The organism is Xylanibacter sp. (assembly GCF_057607445.1).
In genome coordinates, this window is the sequence record NZ_DBLZAX010000001.1 from 357268 (window position 1) to 375542 (window position 18275).

An 18275-nucleotide genomic window follows, 5' to 3' on the forward strand; every position below is an offset into this window, starting at 1 on the left:
CCCGACATTTACAATAAATCATTTAAAATGAATTAAATCGGCATATTTGTGTATTTCAATAAAAATTACGAAATTTGCAGACGCTTAAAAAGGCGTCGAAAGACATAATAATCTGATCTTAATATATGAGTAATAATCCCCGTGCGCTCTGGGATAACTGCCTTTTGCTGATAAAGGAAAATGTCTCGGAACAGCAGTTTAACACATGGTTCAAGCCTATTGTTTTCGAATCGTTCAACGAGTCGAACAGAACGCTTTTGCTTCAAGTGTCGAGCCAGTTTGTCGCCGAATACATTGAAGAAAACTATGCAGGACTGCTGAACAAGGTGCTTGTACGGATTTATGGAAAAGGCATACGTCTTAACTACCGCGTGATGGTGGATAAGACTAACAATATATCACAGCAGATTCAGGCCGACCCGGTGGTGAACATCGAACAGACAGTTACACGCAGAACACGTGTAAACCAGTCGCCTACTACGCTTGATGCGGCACAGCCCCAGCAGATAGACTCACAGCTGAATCCCCGACATACTTTTGCAAACTATATTGAAGGTGACAGTAACAAGTTGCCGAGAGCTGTCGGACTGTCTATTGCGGAACATCCTAACACCACTCAGTTTAACCCGATGTTTATTTACGGTCCGTCCGGATGCGGTAAGACACACCTTATCAATGCCATCGGTGTGCGCACCAAGGAGATTTATCCGCAGAAAAGGGTGCTGTATATCAGCGCAAGACTGTTTCAGGTGCAGTATACCAATGCCGTATTGAACAACAGAACTAACGATTTCATCAACTTCTATCAGACGATAGACATGCTTATTGTTGATGATATTCAGGAGTGGGTGTCGGCTGCAAAGACACAGGAAACATTCTTCCATATATTTAATCACTTGTTCCGTAACGGCAAGAGAATAATTCTTGCGTGCGACCGTCCTCCTGTTGATCTTCAGGGCATGAGCGACCGCCTGCTGACACGTTTCAGCTGCGGACTTATAGCAGAGCTTGAGAAACCTAACATTCAGCTTTGTGTGGACATTCTTAACAGCAAGATCAAGCGCGACGGACTGACCATCCCCGAAGATGTGGTTTATTTCATTGCGCAGACAGCTAACTACAGCGTGCGCGGACTTGAGGGTGTCATCAACTCTCTGTTGGCTTTCTCTGTGGTTTACAACTGCAAGATTGACATGCGCCTTGCAGAGAGAGTGATAAAGAGGGCGGTTAAGATAGATAATGAGCCGTTGACGATAGACGACATTCTTGATACGGTTTGCAACCATTTCAACGTTACCACCGCAGCAGTGGCCAGCCGCAGCCGTAAGCGTGATTATGTAACTGCACGTCAGGTGTCGATGTATCTTGCACAGAAGTACACCAAGATGCCGGCATCACGTATTGGCAAGCTTATTGGAGGTCGCGACCATTCTACAGTAATACACAGCTGCACACAGATAGAGCAGCGCATAAAGACAGACAAGCTGTTCAGCGATGAGATTGCAAGCATTGAAAATTCATTTAAACTTAAGAAATAATTAAAAAGGGGATATTTGTTTATCCCCTTTTTTCGTTTTGTTTCTGTACTTCAATAAAGCGAAATGTTTCCTTTTGCATGTTATTAGCCGGCATTTGACTATTTCTGCTGCTATGCTGTTGCTATTGTTGGTCATTTCCCTTCTTCTCGTCTTGCCTTCTGTTTCTCATTGCATAGTCTGTCGTGTGTGCAGAAGTGATAATCAGTTCAACGTTTGTCAGGATTTCTGCAGAGTGATAACAGTTAAGTTGAACTTAATTCTCTATCCAGCTTTTAAGCTTGTTTGCGGCATTTGGCCAAGTGCTGTTGACTAAGTTGATGAAGTCAGAATATTTCAGATTCGGCTTTCCTGCATACTTTTGATAAAATGAAGATATTAGGCTTATGCAGTTTTCGTATCCAATTTCTTTTGCGAAACGGTCTAATATCAGCGGCCCTTTTCTGTAAACAACAGTATTGTTGTTATTTTCTACGAGATTGACAACCGGTTCGTCCTGTGGCGTATTTATGATTTTCTGATATTCAGCGTTATATTTTTCAATCAGCGACAGATACAAACCGTTGCCAAAATGATGTCTTAGGAACATCAGCGTCATAAACTCATTCAGCGACTCTTTAATAAAATACGCTCCGGGCTGTCCGTCTCGAATGAGCAGTGTCCATTCGCCAAGCCATCTGTGGCCTATCTCGTGCACAAGCGGATAGATGTCGGGGTATGTTGAGAATTTCTCCTGTGAGGCCGAGATAAATCCTATGTTGTATCTGTTGCTGAAGCCTTTTCCGTTATGAAACACGAAAGCGGGATATTGTGTTATGCCCCTTTGCTGGCATAAATATTCATCGCCATATATTTTGCCGAAATATGATATGCTTGCACGGGCAAGTTCGAGCAGCTCGTCGTATCGCCTTTTGCTGCATTGCATGCCTGCAATCTGATATATGTCCATGTCGTAAGGTTCGCCGGCCGTTGTGCGGATGTATGCATCTTTCTGTAATAACGCGAGCGATAACGACTGTTGCAGCATGCCATTAATCCGGCAGCAGTACTTGCCGCTGCAGGTATGTTTAAGGGGATAAGAGCATAATGGAAAGATAGAGTCAGGCAACTCCAGATTTAATGTGATGTCTGCATAGCAGTCTGGCAGGTAAGGATAATAATACTCGTTGAAGCTTGTCTCCCACAATTCTGCCGTTCCGCCTCCATAGATAAAGAAAGCCGAGAGGTTTGTGTAGTTGTAGTTCATCTTTACACCAATGCTTCGGCCTTGAATCTTTTTGAACACAAGTTTCCTTGCATCAGGCTGATAGCAGTATTTCAGTGAGGATGTGTCTGTCTGAATGGTAAGGTTTTCAACAGAAAGCATGCCGTCGCCGCCGAAATTCATTACAACACTGTCTGATTTCTGAAAATCTATAACGAACGAACAGCTGACGTGCATGTTGGCCTCGTCCTGATTTATTTTGCTTATGTTCAAGACATAATCGCCAATATGCTGTGCCCGGCACGCCAAAACAGAAAGGAAAAAGCAGACTGAAAGCAATAAAACCTTATTGTTCATATCCCTATTCTTGTTTATTTCCATTCAATATCGCTTTTCAAAACAGAATAATAAAGCTGTTCAGTCGCCGTCTTCAAGCTGAAAAATGTCGTTCACCGTTTTGCCGAAATATGCAGCAATCTTCAGTGCCAGCAATGTTGAAGGCACATATCTGCCCGATTCTATAGAGTTTATAGTCTGACGGCTGACTCCTATCGCCACGGCCAAATCCTGTTGGGTTATATCTTTTATGGCGCGTTCTACCTTTATTGTATTTTTCATTTTTGTTTTTAAGCTATTTAAGTTGATGAATTTCGTAACGGAACTTTATGATAAAGACAATCAGCAATACATAAAGAGTGGCCCAAAGACTGTAGGCATAGGCAATGTTGAAAAAGAACAAAGTTTCTACGATAAACAAGACAGACGTAAACCAAAGTGAGAAAAACACCGATTTGAGTCTTATCTGCATTATCATTTCGTCTTCGGTCTTTTCCTTGCTCATGGCGATAAACAGCAGCGAAATGAAAATGCCGAGCATCCATATCTCCATATACATATCCTCGGAAGGTAGTATTCCGAACCATGCGTTTTCACCAATGATTTCATTAACAATATATGGCATGGGTACCTTAATTTTAGGTGCAGCTCCCGCTAAGTCTATGCCAAACATTATTAAAAACAATACCATAAGACAAAGGCCAGTCTTAGCATAGCAATGAGGCAACAAAAAATACTTCTTCATAATCGTAAAATTTTAAGGTTATTCATTCAGATGCTTCAAATATATGAGTATTATTCTCATCGCAAAGATAGCCAAACTTTCCATAAAGACAAGTATACTTTACATTAAATCATGTTAATTTTACATTTTTGCTTACTCAAAGCATACGCCCGACAAGATTCAACAGTTGAACTGAACATCATAAGATATGTTGACCTGGCTGTTTTAAAATAATATAATTGAAAAGGCAAGACAGCATAATACGGGAAATTTGATTAACTTTGCACATGGCAGACGCCGCACCTTAAGGCAAAGCCACATCACACAGACTGTCGACAAAAGGCGCAGCAACATAAGACATTAAATATTAAGAATATATGAAGACAATAAACACAAGGCGTAGCATACGCAAATATTCAGACAAGGAAGTAAGTGAAGAACTGCTCAGCCGCCTGCTGACAGAGGCTGCACGCACGCAGACTATGGGCAACATGCAGCTCTACAGCGTGGTGGTTACACGCTCTGACGAGATGAAGGCCAAGCTTGCCCCGGCTCATTTCAACCAGCCCATGGTTACTCAGGCTCCCGTGGTGCTCACGATATGTGCCGACTTCAACCGCGCAAGCACATGGTGCCGCTGCCGCAAGGCCGAGCCGGGATACGACAATTTTCTGTCGTTCATCAACGCAGCATCAGACGCACTGCTCTACACACAGACCTTCTGCAACCTTGCAGAGGAAGAAGGACTCGGCCTGTGCTATCTTGGCACAACCGTATATATGCCGCAGATGATTATCGACGTGCTCGGTCTGCCAAAGCTCGTCATGCCTGTGGCTACGATAACACTGGGCTGGCCCGACGAAAATCCGCCGCTCACCGACCGTCTGCCGCTCAACTCGTTTGTACACAGCGAGACATACCACGACTATACTCCTGCCGACATCGACAAGTATTATGCCGAAAAAGAGGCGCTCGAGGAGAATCGCGAGTTCGTAAAGATAAACAACAAGGAAACTCTCGCACAGATATTCACCGACATACGCTACACCAAGAAAGACAACGAGGCCATGTCGGCTGGTATGATGGAGGCTCTTAAACGTCAGGGCTTCATCGGATAAGACATTTTTTGCCGGCCTTGCAGGTCGGAGCAGAGTGAGGTATGGCACGTCTGTAACGTCAGATGCCGTCTCTCTGCGTTTAGCAAAATACATTATACTGCCCATGATACGCCTGGCAATTCCATGTGTGTCATGGGCTTTTATGATAATCTTGAGAGATATTGCCGCAAAACCGCGCGGCCTTTGCAGCCGCCCCAAACAGGTATAATTTAGCAGTATGAAGGTAGGGTCGGCAGCCAAAATATTAAATTCATGCTGTTGAAATATCTTGAAACTTCGGATTAGCAGTTATAACTCATTTGTTTTCGATAAAAAACTCGGCCACTTTTGCATCAAAAGTGGCCGAGTTTTGACCCGTAAACGATAGGTTAATGATTTGAAACCAATGCGTCTTGTTTTGCTTACAGTCAGCGCGGAAATTGCACTTGTTTTGAACGTTTGTTAATGTTAGGTGCCTGTTTCTCTTATGATTTTTTGCCCCTTTAAAATTATCCGCCTTTTGATGCCTTTAAACCGAGCCCTGTCATTAGGCACATTGGGCTGACCATTACAAGAATATTGATGCGTTCGGTCGTGATTTTGTTTTATATTGAATGGATTTTCGTTAGCCTTTTTTGCAGGCATGGGAGCAATGTCAATAAAAAAACAGCGACAGCAGAAAACGGCTATCCTGCCTGACGGAAATGACCAATTTGGATAAAGACCCGCTTAACTTTTGCCAATTTAATGCTAAACAGTCAGTACGTCATGCCTTTGTTTGGCTGTATGAAACTAAAAGACTATATTTGCAGATGATAAAGACACGAAATATACAATAATGACAGGAAGCCATCGAGACAATGCAAGCAAAGGAACTGCATGGCCCTGTCTTTGAATGAATGCTGAACGTTGCAAAAACAGCTCATAGCAAGATGCTGCCTGCGGGCATTAAACCATAAATGAGCGAACAATATTGAGACAAGAAATTATTAGTTACAAATAATCCTAAAGTATCAACATACTGACAATCCATGATGAAAATAAAACAATTTTTCGCCAAGAAAGAATTAAAGTTGCGCAAAAAACGCCTGATTCTGATGTCCTGTTGCATCGTAGCCGTAATAGCAGGATACGTTATCCTAACATGGCCTAAGAAAAAGGCACCTGAGATACCCGTCGTTTCTGTAGAGAAAGTCGGCGTGGAAGACGTCAAGATTTACGGCGACTATGTGGGCCGCATACGTGCACATCAGTTTGTAGAGGTGCGCGCCAGGGTGGAAGGCTTTCTTGAACGAATGGCTTTCGCAGAAGGAACATACGTGAAAAAAGACCAGATACTCTTCGTGATCGACCAGCGCCAGTATAAGGCAAAGGTAGACAAGGCACGCGCACAGCTGCGCAAGGACTCGGCCCTGGTGCTGAAGACCAGACGCGACCTTGAGCGCATACGCCCCTTGTTTGAGCAGAACGCTGCCAGCCGCCTTGACCTTGACAACGCCACGGCAGCGTATGAGACGGCCGTTGCAAGCATGGGCATGAGCCGTGCCGACCTTGTTCAGGCTGAGCAGGAGCTGAGCTACACCTACGTGCGCTCGCCGATATCAGGATATATCAGCGAGAGACTTGTAGACCTTGGCACACTTGTCGGCACGGGCGGCAAGTCGCTGCTTGCCACCGTTGTGAAGAGCGACACCGTGTTGATAGACTTCAGCATGACCGCGCTCGACTATCTTAAGAGCAAGGAGAGAAACATTAACCTCGGACAGCGCGACTCGTCGCGCTCATGGCAGCCGTATGTAACAATAACGCTGCCCGACAACAGCACATATCCATATAAGGGACTCGTCGACTTTGCCGAACCGCAGGTAAGTCCGAAGACTGGAACCTTCTCTGTACGTGCAGAGATGCCCAACCCTGATCACGTGCTGCTTCCGGGACAGTTTACGAAAGTGCACGCATTGCTCGATGTCCGCGAAAACGCAACTGTTGTGCCGCAGAAGGCACTCATCATAGAGAAGGGTGGAGCCTATGTCTTCGTAATGAGGCGCGACTCTACGGCCGAGCGCCGCTTTATCGAGCTTGGCCCTGAGTTCGGCAACAAGGTTGTGGTGGAGAGAGGACTCGCCCCCGGCGAAACCATAATCAGCGAGGGATACCACAAGCTTACCCCAGGAATGAAAGTACGCGTAGCCAACAGAAAGAAGACTGCGGTCCGTCCGCAAGCGAAAACCAATTAAAATAAAAGCTTCCGAATAGATGAAAGTAAACTTCTTCATAGACAGACCGGTCTTTTCGATAGTAATATCAGTCCTCATAGTCATTGTTGGACTTATCGGACTTACAATGCTGCCCATAGACCAGTATCCGCAAATAACGCCTCCGGTGGTAAAGATCAGCGCCTCCTATCCGGGAGCCAGCGCGCTCACGGTGTCGCAGGCTGTGGCCACGCCTATAGAGCAGGAGCTGAACGGAACTCCGGGCATGATTTACATGGAGTCAAACAGCTCCAATTCAGGCTCGTTCTCGGCGACAGTTACGTTTGACATTTCTGCCGACCCCGACCTGTCGGCTGTGGAAATACAGAACCGCATAAAACTGGCAGAGTCGCGTCTGCCGGCAGAGGTGGTGCAGAACGGCATCGAGATAGAAAAGCAGGCAGCAAGCCAGCTGATGACTATCTGTCTGACATCAAACGATGAAAAGTTTGACGAAATATATCTCAGCAACTTTGCCACACTCAACGTGGTCGACCTGTTGAGGCGCATACCGGGAGTGGGGCGCGTGTCTAACGTGGGCAGCCGCTACTATGCCATGCAGATATGGCTTGACCCCGCGCGACTGGCAAGCTTCGGCCTTACGGTGCAGGACGTGCAGAACGCCCTGAAAGACCAGAACCGCGAGTCGGCGGCCGGCGTATTGGGCCAGCAGCCCGTAAAGGGACTCGACTTCACGATACCAATCACGGCACAAGGACGTCTGTCTTCTGTTGGCCAGTTTGAGGAAATCGTACTGAGGGCCAATGCCGACGGTTCGTTCATACGCCTGAGAGACGTAGCCCGCGTTTCTCTCGAAGCGCAGTCGTACAATACCGAAAGTGGAATAAACGGCGGCAATGCTGCCGTGCTCGGCATATACATGCTCCCCGGTGCAAACGCGATGGAAGTGGCAGAGAACGTGAAGAAGGCAATGGAGGAGATAAGCCACAACTTCCCGGAGGGCGTAAAATACGAGATACCGTTCGATATGACGACATACATATCGGAGTCGATCCACGAGGTGTACAAGACTCTGTTTGAAGCACTTGTACTCGTTATCGTCGTCGTGTTCCTCTTTCTTCAGAGCTGGCGTGCCACACTCATCCCGCTTGTGGCCGTGCCGATCTCACTGATAGGAACGTTCGGCTTCATGTTGATTTTGGGCTTCTCGCTCAACATGCTCACCCTGCTTGGTCTTGTGCTTGCCATAGGCCTTGTGGTAGACGATGCCATTGTCGTCGTGGAGAACGTGGAGCGCATAATGGAAGAGGAGCATCTCAGTCCGTATGAAGCCACCAAGAAGGCCATGAACGGACTGACGGGAGCGCTTGTTGCCACGTCGCTTGTCCTGGCAGCCGTGTTCGTGCCTGTTAGTTTCCTGTCGGGCATAACAGGACAGCTGTACCGCCAGTTCAGCGTAACGATCGTAATCTCTGTGCTGCTTTCTACGGTAGTGGCGCTCACGCTCAGCCCTGTGATGTGTTCTCTGATACTCAAGCCCACGGACAAAAACAAGCCTAAGAACAAGGTGTTCACGGCTATCAACAGGTGGCTCGACCTTGGCAACAACAAATATTTAGCCGGAATATCAAGAATAATCAAGAATCCCCGTCGCGTTGGCATAGGGTTCTGCATGATTCTGATTGCCATATTCATATTCAACAAGCTTACGCCTACCAGCTTCCTGCCGTCGGAAGACCAGGGATACTTCACCGTGGAACTGGAAATGCCTGAAGGAACAACCCTCGAACGCACACGTGCCGTAACCGAAAGGGCGGTTAGCTTCCTGATGAAGAATCCTGCTGTGGAGTATGTGCAGAACGTAACAGGATCGAGCCCGCGCGTGGGAACAAGCCAGACAAGGGCACAGCTCACCGTTATATTGAAAGAATGGAAAGAGCGTGACGATAATACAATAGAAGACATTATGGCCGGCGTGGGCCGTGAACTGTCGGAATATCCCGAGTGTAAGTTTTATCTGTCTACTCCTCCTGTAATTCCCGGTCTTGGTACGTCGGGAGGATTCGAGATGCAGCTCGAAGCTCACGGCGACGCAACTTATGACGACCTGGTGAACGCTGCCGACACGCTGATGCACTATGCCTCAATGCGTAAGGAACTGTCTGGTCTGTCGTCATCGCTGCAGGCAGAAATTCCGCAACTTTACTTTGACGTCGACAGAGACAAGGTGAAGATGCTCGGTGTGCCTATGGCCGACGTGTTCTCAACAATGAAAGCTTACACGGGATCGGTGTATGTCAACGACTTCAACATGTTCAACCGCATTTACCGAGTGTACATACAGGCTGAAGCCCCATACAGAGAGCACCGCGACAACATAAGCCTCTACTTCGTCCGCGGCTCAAACGGCGACATGATTCCGCTGACTGCGCTGGGCAACACCGAATATACCACTGGCCCCGGCAGCATAAAGCGCTTTAACATGTTCAACACGGCAATAATACGAGGCACGGCCGCACAGGGCTACAGTTCAGGACAGGCCATGGAGATAATGGAAGAACTTGTCAAGGAGCATCTGCCCGACAATATCGGACTGGAGTGGAGCGGACTGTCATATCAGGAGAAACAGGCCGGAGGACAGACAGGAATAATACTCTCGCTGGTATTCATTTTCGTCTTCTTGTTCCTCGCCGCACTGTATGAAAGCTGGAGCATACCTATTGCGGTGCTGCTCTCGCTGCCTGTAGCAGCATTGGGAGCCTACATCGGAATTGCAGTCTGCGGACTTGAAAACGACACATACTTCCAGATCGGACTTGTGATGCTTATGGGACTTGCGGCTAAGAATGCCATACTTATTGTGGAGTTTGCCAAGGATGAAACCGACGCGGGCGTCAATGTTCTCAAAGCCACGCTGCACGCAGCTAGACTGCGCTTCCGCCCGATACTTATGACCTCGTTCGCATTCATATTGGGCATACTCCCTATGGTGCTTGCCTCAGGACCGGGATCTGCCAGCCGAAAGGCTATCGGTACGGGTGTGTTCTTCGGAATGCTGGCTGCCGTCTTCATAGGAATACAGCTCATTCCATTCTTCTTCATTACAATATATAAAGCCAAAAACAGATTGCAGGCTAAGAAAGGGAACAAGGAACAAAAAGCGATAGCACAGCAACAATAAATTATGAGACACGGATTAAAATACATAATACATGCGCTGATATTAACGGCCGCAATAAGTCTGTCTGCCTGTCAGATAGGCAGAAAATACACACGTCCGAATATAGAACTGCCGGCAGCACTGTCTGATGAAGATAACACAGACTCGACATCCATGGCCGACATCTCGTGGAAAGAGGTTTACACGGATACAATCCTGCAAAGCCTCATATCCAAGTCTCTTGTCTACAACAAGGACATGCAGATGGCGGCAGCTAGGATAAAAGAGCTGGCAGAGATGAAGCGTATAAACTATGCTAATATGTTTCCTGCGTTCGGAGCTAAGATCTACGCCGAGAAGGAAAGAGAACATCACGGCAACAGTAACCAGTTTGACCTGAAGGCTGCAATGTCATGGGAACTCGACTTCTGGGGAAAACTGCGCTGGGCACATGATGAAAGCATAGCCGAACTCATGGCCTCTGTAGAAAACCGGCGCGCACTGCAGATAAGCCTCATTGCGCAGGTGGCACAGACATATTATGAACTTGTGGCACTCGACAACGAACTGTCAATCGTACATCAGACCGTAACGGCACGTCGGGAAAGCGAACATCTTGCGCGCATACGATATGAAGGCGGACTGACGTCTGAGGTTACATACCGACAGGCTCAGGTGGAATTGTCAAGGACGGAGACACTCGTGCCCGACCTTGAACTGCAGATAACTACAAAGGAAAACGAACTGGCATTGCTGACGGGCGAATATCCGCATCGCATAGAGCGCTCGACGCTGCCACAGGAGGTTATCTTTCCTGACAGCCTGCCTGTTGGATTGCCTTCATCGCTGCTGGAACGGCGCCCTGATGTGCGCGAAGCCGAGCAGCAGCTTATTGCAGCAAATGCAAAGGTTGGCGTTGCATACACAAGCATGTTCCCGAACATAACGCTGACAGGATATCTCGGAACTGAAAGCGACGACCTGAAAGGAGTGTTAAGCTCGCCTTACCACTTCTTGAGCGCCAACCTGCTTCAGCCGATTTTTGCCATGGGCAAGAACAAGGCTCGCCACAGAGCAGCAAAAGCTGCATATGAGCGTGCTACTTATGCATACGAAAAAGCTGTTCTGACGGCTTTCAAGGATGCATATAATGCCATAGCCAACTTTAATAAGGTGAAGGAAATATACAAGACACGCTACGACCTGGAGAACTCGTCGAAGACGGCATTGTCGCTTGCTCTTGTCCAATATGTAAACGGAGCCATCGGCTATATGGACTTGCTTGATGCCCAGCGTACTTACCTCGATGCTCAGATCGGACTCAGCAATGCCCTGTTGGACAGTCAGCTGGCAAAGGTGAACCTGTATAAGGCTTTGGGCGGCGGATGGTAAGGATATGTGTCTGAACACATGGCAGGCACAGACAGGAATGTCTTGGTTGCCGACTCTATAAAAAATACAGCGGGCGGACAGTCATTATCGACTGTCCGCCCGCTGTATTCATATCCACATAAATGAAACAGAAGTTCCGTTCTTATCCGTTAAGCCTATGTTAAATCTTTCCCTTGTAAGTGCGGAACACCAGATAGCGGCCGTCGGCACAGAACTTTACGCTGTTGCCTGTGGCCTCGTTGAGAGTGCCCTGCCACCAGCTGCCGTATGCGTATGAGTTCCATTTCAGTCCGCTGCTTTCTATCCTGCTGCAAGAAAAGTTGAATATGCTGACTTGTTGACCGGCGAAAGTCTCAAACTCAGCATCGCCTTCGGCAGCGACAAAGTAGCCGTGGTCGGTTAGCATAACCGCGTCTATGCCCATTTCGTTCCTGTAGCGTTCTATCAGACTGATGTTGCCCAATGTGTGGTCTTCTCGCTTTCCCGTTGCTCCCACGTATGCAATACTTCTGAAACCCATGCTTAGGCAGTGGCGTGTGGCTTTGGTCTGGTCGTTGTCGTCCTGTTCATCTATGATGTGAAGTATGTCGCGGTATTTCTCCTTGAACACTTCGTCCAGTGAGTCGCCGTCGCCTACGATCGCGTCTGGCACGAAGCCGCATGAGATATAGCTGGCAGCCGCACCGTCGCAGCAGCATACATAACGTGCATTACTTATGGCCGCAAGCGGAATTTCGGCAGTGGGAAAGTCGCCGTTGCCGATAATCACGGCATCAGGGGCGAAGGATGTTGTTATCAGAAGGTTCTGCATCGTTGTTTCTTTTGAATGGGAGTTATGGGAGAAATGGGATGGATGAGACAAATGTAGGGTAGGGTGATGCTGCCTGAACTTATGCCGGCTGTGACTGCTGCTGCATCATCCGCTTCCACTTAAAGTAGCCCATTACGGCTATTACCACATAGAGAGCGTAGAGTGAAGCCTTGAAGGGTATGCCCTTGCCGATGTAGAGATATGCGCATACGGCATCAACGGCAATCCAGAAGAGCCATTGCTCGATGTATTTTCTTGACAAAGCCCACAGACCTACAAAGCTCAGGGCGTTGGTAAAGGCGTCGGTAACGGGCACGGTGCTGTTGGTATAGGTTACTAACACCCACCACGTTAATGCCCATGCCACGAAGAAAAACAGCGTTACAGGCAGGATTAATGAGCGCCTAAAATGAGTGATGGGCATATTTTCTCCTTCTTTCTGCCCCTTCTTGCGTCCGAATTTCCATACCGCATAGCCGTAGATTGCTGCAACGGTGTAGTAGACAGCCATGCCTGCGTCGCCATACAGTCCGTGAGTCCAGTAGAGCCATACGTCGAGAGCCGGCATGACTATGCCTACAATCCAAAGGGCTATGCTGGCCTTGTATTCGAGCCAGATGTATATAAGGCCCAACACCGTTGTTACGATGTCGAGCCAATATTGTGACATAAACTGATTGAAGTCCATCTTGCAGCTGCTGTTGTTAGAACGTCAGGCTGAGATGAGCCATAAAGTTTATCGGGGCCTGTGCGGCATATCCCGTTTCATATTCGTCGTCTTCAGTGTAGGCTATTACCTTGCCGTCTGCATTCTTCTTGTAGCCCGGGGCAGACCATCCGTTGTTCATGTATTTCTCGCTGAACAGATTGTATACAGTGCAGCCGAGGGTTATGCTCTTCAGACCTTTCAGCTTGAATGTATATGAAAGGTCAAGATTGGTTACAAAGTAGCTGTCAATCATCATGCTGACCTCGTTGCCTCCGTTCTCGTTCTCGCTGATGTAGCTCTTTATGCCGGTGTTGGTGAGATACTGTTCGCCGATATACTGACTCTGGAGCGATGCGCTAAGTCCTTTCCAGTTGAACGTAAAGATGTTGTTGAAGATGAAGTCGGGCGAGAATGACAGTGGTGTGTCGCCGAGCGTTACGCTTTCGCCCGTGTCGCTCAGTGTTATGTGCCAGTCTTTAGCGCGGTTGCGGCTCCATGTTGCGTTGGCGTCCCAGCGCAGCCAGTCGACAGGTTGCCATGCTGCCTGCAGCTCAACGCCCATACGGTAGCTCTCGCCCACGTTGCGTGCTATCATTTCGCCTATGTTGTTAAGTTCTCCGGTCAGCACAAATTGGTCGTTGTAAGTCATGTAGTAGAAGTTGACTCCGGCAGAGAATCTGTTCGTGGTGAACTTATAGCCAAGTTCCCAGTCGTAGAGCCTTTCTGCCTTGAGGTCTTCGCCAAGGTTGTCCTCGTAGTCGTTACGTGTCGGCTCGCGGTGAGATATGGCAAACGAGGCGTAGGCCTGGTGGTTGTTGTTCATCTGCCAGAATATTCCGGCTTTCGGGTTGAAGAAGTCGAACGAGTTGTCTTCGTTGAACACAATCTGCTTGTATGTGTCGTAGTCGAATGCGTCGCACGGCCCGCTCATCTTGTAGTTTACATGGCGGTACTGCAGGTCAACGTATGCACTGAGTCCCTTTATGAACTCGTAGTTTACCTTTCCGTAAATATTGCCGTCGGTCTTTTTGGCGTTGTTGTCATAATATTTGTGGTTAGGCTCTATGTCTTCGTCGAAGTTTTTCACCCACAGCACGTTGCCGTAGTGGTCGCCGTCATATTTGTTCCAGCCTCCGCCGATTGTTGCCTTCAGACCCTTACGGTTGTTGTAGTTGAGCGATGCTATGGCTCCGTAGAAGTCGTTGTCCATCTGCTTGCGGCGCACCAGGTCGCTCGTCTTGCTCCAGTCGTTGGTCAAAGTATATTCGGCCAGTGTTCTTCCGTCCTTGTATTCTTCGTAGTAGCCGAATCCCTTTGTGTAATGCAGGGCCACGTTGAGGCTCAGTTCACGTGACAGAATCTGGTTCCAGAGCAACTGGTAGTGCTGCTGATGATAATAGTCAATCTGGTTGTCGTAGAAGTGCATGTTGCCGTCTTCGTCGGTATACATATATCCGCAAGAGTTGTATCTGCGGCCGTAGAGGTTCATCTCGTAGAGCGAAGCATAGTTCCATGCATGATATGTCTCTTCCTTTCCGTTGAAGGTGATAAACTTCACCACGGTGTTGTCTGAGAAATATCCGCCCTGCAGGAAATAAGAGTCGAGCTTCGACGAGGCGCGGTCGATGTAGCCGTCGCTGCCAACGTTGGAAAGGCGTCCCTGGAAGCCCCAGTGGCCGTTGATAAGTCCTGTGCCGAAGCGGAACGTTTCCTTGTGTGAGCCGTAGCTTCCGGCAGAGAGGTCTATTCCGCCGAAAGGCTTTACGCCGATGTTCTCGGTCTGCATGTTTATCGTGGCACCGAATGCACCCGCACCGTTGGTTGATGTGCCCACACCGCGCTGAATCTGCATGCTCTCAACGCTCGATGCAAAATCGGGCATGTTGGTCCAGTATACGTTGCTGCTCTCTGCGTCGTTGATTGGAATGCCGTTGGCTGTTATGTTTATTCGTGTAGGGTCGGTGCCGCGCACTCTTATGCTGGTGTATCCGATGCCGTTTCCTGCGTCAGACGTTGTTGTTACCGATGGTGTCAGTGATAGGATAAACGGTACGTCCTTGCCGTAGTTCATCGACTTTATCTGTGACTTGCTGATGTCGGTGTGCGTGATAGGCGTTGTCTCGCCTGCACGTGTAGACAATACCTGAACTTCCTGCAGTGCAACGGTCTTTACCGAGTCTGCCTTTGTCTTTCCTGTTTCGTTAGCTGCTGTTGCGTTGGTTAATGCCAATGACAATGTTGCCGCAACAAAAAAATGACGTTTCATTAAAAAACTAATAATTAAATACACAAAAAGGGGCATACTTTCTTATGCTTAAATCCTTTAGACCAAAAAACAAATTAGTTCGGCCGTTTATCCCTACGCCGGAATTACCCGTATCAGGTTCCAGGGTTTAATCTCAGCCTGCAATTTATCAGGCACCCCTTAATCTACCGTTTGTAAACCGGCGGCAAAGTTAAGGCTTTTTTAACTAACATGCAACACTATTGTAATGTTTTTGTTTCAAAAATGTAAATAATCATGATATTTTGACGGCTGAATGGATAAAAAATAAAAAAATAGCAATTTTTTAAGCGTAAAATTTTGTGATATGAAATTTTATTCGTATATTTATGGCAGAAAAAGAACAGATACAAATAGTTATCTGGCGGTCTCAAAAATATGCAACAATCAGAGCAATCTGATAAAGTAAGAAAAAAGATGATTTGTGATAATTGCCCTTAAAGTGATGAGGAGTCTGTTGAAGATGTAAGCACTTGATTTGAGATTGATGTTTTTTATTTAAGATGAAAGGGGAAAGAAAGTAAATGCAGTTTGTTGATACGGATGTTTTTTTATAATTACTCCTTATCGCTTTTGCTAAAGGGAATGGCGGCTAACATTTAGCCGCCATTTTTTGTGGCTAAAAAGCGTGTCCCTGTTTGGTCTTATTTTCGTTATTCTGTCGCTTTTGTGGCTCAGAATTCATGTTTTCTTTGGTGCGCCAATGTGTCTTTGACTTTTATCATACTTAGTGTTTCTTGCTGTTTGTGCATATTGCGTGTTATATTATTACGGATAAAGTGAAAATGTATTCAGTCTGTTGTAGGATGTTCTTTTGGTAAAATAAAGTGGTTTAAAAGTTGCATTGTTTTAAAAAGTTTTTATTAAATTTGCACATCTTTTATAATAAACGCTGTTTATAGGTATTAAAAAATAGGTATAAAATAATTTTATCGGTAAAAAGCAGGCATAATCTGTATTAATATTGAGAATGTTAATTGTTTCCTAAATAAATTGATAAGAAGAAATAAACCAATAAAAAGAACTAATGAGAAAAAGAACTTTTTCATCTAAGCTGTTCCTTCTTTTAGGAACGGCCGCAATCTTAGGATTTTCCGCATGTACGGACAATGACTATGATTTTAATGAGATTGACTCAATAATAGGTATAGGAGGCGATGGTCTCGAGATACCTTCGATGTCAACAGAGATTATCCCGTTGAAGGATGTTTTGGAACTGGAAGAGAATGGTAGTGTTATTGAAGACGAACTGACCGGCGACTATGTATTCCGTCAGGATGGTGCCGATGTAGCCCCGGTTCATCCTTTTATTGATAAGATTACTGTTGCTGAGCAGACGTCGACTTCTAATGATGTTGAACTTGTGTTCTCTACGCCTTCTGGTTCGCGCCGTCGCAGCCGTGCAACCCGTGCCGGAGGCGAAAGTCTTGTGGCTGACGGATGGCTTCAGGCATTTACTTATGAAGGCAAGCAGCCAGAAGAGGTGGTGGATTTGTCTGACGCTGAGGTAAGTTCTTCGGTAAATCTTCAGATAAACTTCAGCGACGTAAGGTCTGTTGTAAGCCAGTTTGACCAGATTGTCATTGCCCTTCCGGCGTTTATGACATTGTCTGACGTTAATTGCGGCGGTCATGCATATACGATGTCTGGATCAGAGTTGACGCTTAAGAATGTTTCAACTTCGTCGAACCTTACTATAACAGCAAACGTAACTTCTCTTGACTTTAAGGAGAAAGACACCACATACGGCTCGCTTAAACTTTCTGGCGGCAAGATTATGATGGACGGAAAAGTCTATATCAAGGCCGTGGCCACAAGTATCAATGCAGGTGCAGGCAGCACTACAGGCAAGAAGATAAGCAGCACAATGACTATGAGCAGCTTTGTTGTTAATGCAGCTACGGGTAAGTTTAACCCTGAGATTGCGCTTAAAGACCTCGGCAGCGTAACCGTTAGCGGCATTCCAGACTTCCTGCTTGGCGGCAATGTGGTTGTCGACCTGTATAATCCGCAGATAAAGCTCACCATGACAAGCGACATGAGCGTGCCCGGTATGCTTGACGGCGTGATTAAGTCGTTTAAGGACGGTCAGCTCCTGGCTACGGTGAACGTAAATGATATTCCGATTGATGCCAACAGAACCTCAACCGTATGCATATGCCGCAGGGCTGAAGGCGTTACCGGCTTCGACCATGTCATTGTAAACGAGAGTCTGTCTAAACTTATCGAGACTATACCTGACAACATCACTTTCTCTGCCAATGCAACAGCAGACAGCAAGAACGACTATCGCTTTGAACTCGGACGCAACTACACGGTGCAGCCGGTTTACAAGGTAGACGCTCCTATCGCCTTTGGCGAGAATGCCAATATAGAATATCGCGACACGCTTGACGGATGGAATGACGACATTGAGGACTTTGAACTTGCTGAAGGTTCGTATATCAATCTTGATGCAAGCATAAAGAGCTGCGTGCCTGCTTATATGTCTATCACAGCAGTGCCTGTTGACGCCGACGGCAATGCCATCAGCTCAGACGAGCTTTCTGTTGAAGTAGAGGGTACAGTAGAGGCATCTAAAGACGGAGTGACTGAAACAGTTTCGCCTGTTAATATAAAGATTAGCCAGAGCAAGAGAGGCGCAATGAAGAAGCTCGACGGCATCGTGTTTGTCGTGTCGGGCAAGGCCAACGGCGCCAGCGGAGCCGTTACGGGCATTACGCTCAACGCACAGAAGCACTCGCTCAAGGTTGACGAGATTAAAATCAAACTTGTGGGAAAACTGATAGGCAACTTTAATTAATAAA

At 47.0% G+C, this 18275-nt stretch carries 12 protein-coding genes and 1 riboswitch; of the genes, 6 read left to right on the forward strand and 6 right to left on the reverse strand.

The window, feature by feature from the left end; genetic code table 11:
- Positions 1-125: 125 nt before the first annotated feature.
- The gene (gene dnaA / locus ACZMIG_RS01445; protein WP_021855053.1) at positions 126-1538 is read left to right on the forward strand and encodes a chromosomal replication initiator protein DnaA; all 1413 of its coding nucleotides are present in this window, start codon (positions 126-128) and stop codon (positions 1536-1538) included.
- A 253-nt stretch (positions 1539-1791) separates the two neighbouring features.
- Here dnaA and ACZMIG_RS01450 read toward each other — a convergent pair whose 3' ends face one another.
- The 3 genes from ACZMIG_RS01450 to ACZMIG_RS01460 are packed head-to-tail and all read right to left on the reverse strand — an operon-like array spanning position 1792 to position 3820.
- On the reverse strand, positions 1792-3096 hold the full coding sequence (locus ACZMIG_RS01450) for a gluzincin family metallopeptidase (RefSeq protein WP_487888899.1): 1305 nt from the start codon (positions 3094-3096) through the stop codon (positions 1792-1794).
- 60 nt (positions 3097-3156) lie between these two features.
- Complete coding sequence (locus tag ACZMIG_RS01455) at positions 3157-3357, reverse strand: helix-turn-helix transcriptional regulator (protein WP_021855051.1); 201 nt, start codon at positions 3355-3357, stop codon at positions 3157-3159.
- Positions 3358-3370: 13 nt separating this feature from the next.
- Positions 3371-3820 (reverse strand): hypothetical protein, encoded by a 450-nt coding sequence (locus tag ACZMIG_RS01460; RefSeq protein WP_487888900.1) that lies wholly within the window; start codon positions 3818-3820, stop codon positions 3371-3373.
- A gap of 356 nt (positions 3821-4176) precedes the next feature.
- Between ACZMIG_RS01460 and ACZMIG_RS01465 the strand changes: the two genes are divergently transcribed.
- The 4 genes from ACZMIG_RS01465 (at position 4177) to ACZMIG_RS01480 (ending at position 11664) form a co-directional block, all read left to right on the forward strand.
- Positions 4177-4917 (forward strand): nitroreductase family protein, encoded by a 741-nt coding sequence (locus ACZMIG_RS01465; protein ID WP_487888901.1) that lies wholly within the window; start codon positions 4177-4179, stop codon positions 4915-4917.
- Between the two features lie 1019 nt (positions 4918-5936).
- On the forward strand, positions 5937-7133 hold the full coding sequence (locus ACZMIG_RS01470; protein WP_193391567.1) for an efflux RND transporter periplasmic adaptor subunit: 1197 nt from the start codon (positions 5937-5939) through the stop codon (positions 7131-7133).
- Between the two features lie 19 nt (positions 7134-7152).
- Entirely contained in the window at positions 7153-10293 is a 3141-nt protein-coding gene (locus ACZMIG_RS01475) for an efflux RND transporter permease subunit (RefSeq protein ID WP_053397428.1), read from the forward strand.
- Positions 10294-10296: 3 nt separating this feature from the next.
- Positions 10297-11664, forward strand: coding sequence for an efflux transporter outer membrane subunit (locus ACZMIG_RS01480; protein WP_302330657.1), 1368 nt, complete (start codon positions 10297-10299; stop codon positions 11662-11664).
- A gap of 160 nt (positions 11665-11824) precedes the next feature.
- Here the strand turns inward: ACZMIG_RS01480 and ACZMIG_RS01485 are convergent, their stop codons facing one another.
- The 3 genes from ACZMIG_RS01485 to ACZMIG_RS01495 form a co-directional block, all read right to left on the reverse strand.
- Entirely contained in the window at positions 11825-12475 is a 651-nt protein-coding gene (locus ACZMIG_RS01485; protein WP_418874680.1) for a thiamine diphosphokinase, read from the reverse strand.
- A 79-nt stretch (positions 12476-12554) separates the two neighbouring features.
- Positions 12555-13163, reverse strand: coding sequence for a nicotinamide riboside transporter PnuC (gene pnuC / locus ACZMIG_RS01490; RefSeq protein ID WP_418874679.1), 609 nt, complete (start codon positions 13161-13163; stop codon positions 12555-12557).
- A gap of 16 nt (positions 13164-13179) precedes the next feature.
- Positions 13180-15450 (reverse strand): TonB-dependent receptor, encoded by a 2271-nt coding sequence (locus ACZMIG_RS01495; protein ID WP_484449937.1) that lies wholly within the window; start codon positions 15448-15450, stop codon positions 13180-13182.
- A 73-nt stretch (positions 15451-15523) separates the two neighbouring features.
- Positions 15524-15620: riboswitch (TPP riboswitch) on the reverse strand.
- Positions 15621-16495: 875 nt separating this feature from the next.
- Here ACZMIG_RS01495 and ACZMIG_RS01500 point away from each other — a divergent pair.
- On the forward strand, positions 16496-18271 hold the full coding sequence (locus ACZMIG_RS01500; RefSeq protein ID WP_487888902.1) for a hypothetical protein: 1776 nt from the start codon (positions 16496-16498) through the stop codon (positions 18269-18271).
- The last annotated feature ends 4 nt before the right edge of the window (positions 18272-18275 follow it).

Excerpts from the sequence above, each read along its gene's own strand:
- ACZMIG_RS01455 (WP_021855051.1), bottom strand. The coding sequence starts at position 3,357 with ATGAAAAATACAATAAAGGTAGAACGCGCCATAAAAGATATAACCCAA.
- dnaA (WP_021855053.1), top strand. The coding sequence starts at position 126 with ATGAGTAATAATCCCCGTGCGCTCTGGGATAACTGCCTTTTGCTGATA.
- ACZMIG_RS01460 (WP_487888900.1), bottom strand. The coding sequence starts at position 3,820 with ATGAAGAAGTATTTTTTGTTGCCTCATTGCTATGCTAAGACTGGCCTT.
- ACZMIG_RS01495 (WP_484449937.1), bottom strand. The coding sequence starts at position 15,450 with ATGAAACGTCATTTTTTTGTTGCGGCAACATTGTCATTGGCATTAACC.
- ACZMIG_RS01450 (WP_487888899.1), bottom strand. The coding sequence starts at position 3,096 with ATGAACAATAAGGTTTTATTGCTTTCAGTCTGCTTTTTCCTTTCTGTT.
- ACZMIG_RS01500 (WP_487888902.1), top strand. The coding sequence starts at position 16,496 with ATGAGAAAAAGAACTTTTTCATCTAAGCTGTTCCTTCTTTTAGGAACG.
- ACZMIG_RS01465 (WP_487888901.1), top strand. The coding sequence starts at position 4,177 with ATGAAGACAATAAACACAAGGCGTAGCATACGCAAATATTCAGACAAG.
- ACZMIG_RS01485 (WP_418874680.1), bottom strand. The coding sequence starts at position 12,475 with ATGCAGAACCTTCTGATAACAACATCCTTCGCCCCTGATGCCGTGATT.
- ACZMIG_RS01475 (WP_053397428.1), top strand. The coding sequence starts at position 7,153 with ATGAAAGTAAACTTCTTCATAGACAGACCGGTCTTTTCGATAGTAATA.
- pnuC (WP_418874679.1), bottom strand. The coding sequence starts at position 13,163 with ATGGACTTCAATCAGTTTATGTCACAATATTGGCTCGACATCGTAACA.
- ACZMIG_RS01480 (WP_302330657.1), top strand. The coding sequence starts at position 10,297 with ATGAGACACGGATTAAAATACATAATACATGCGCTGATATTAACGGCC.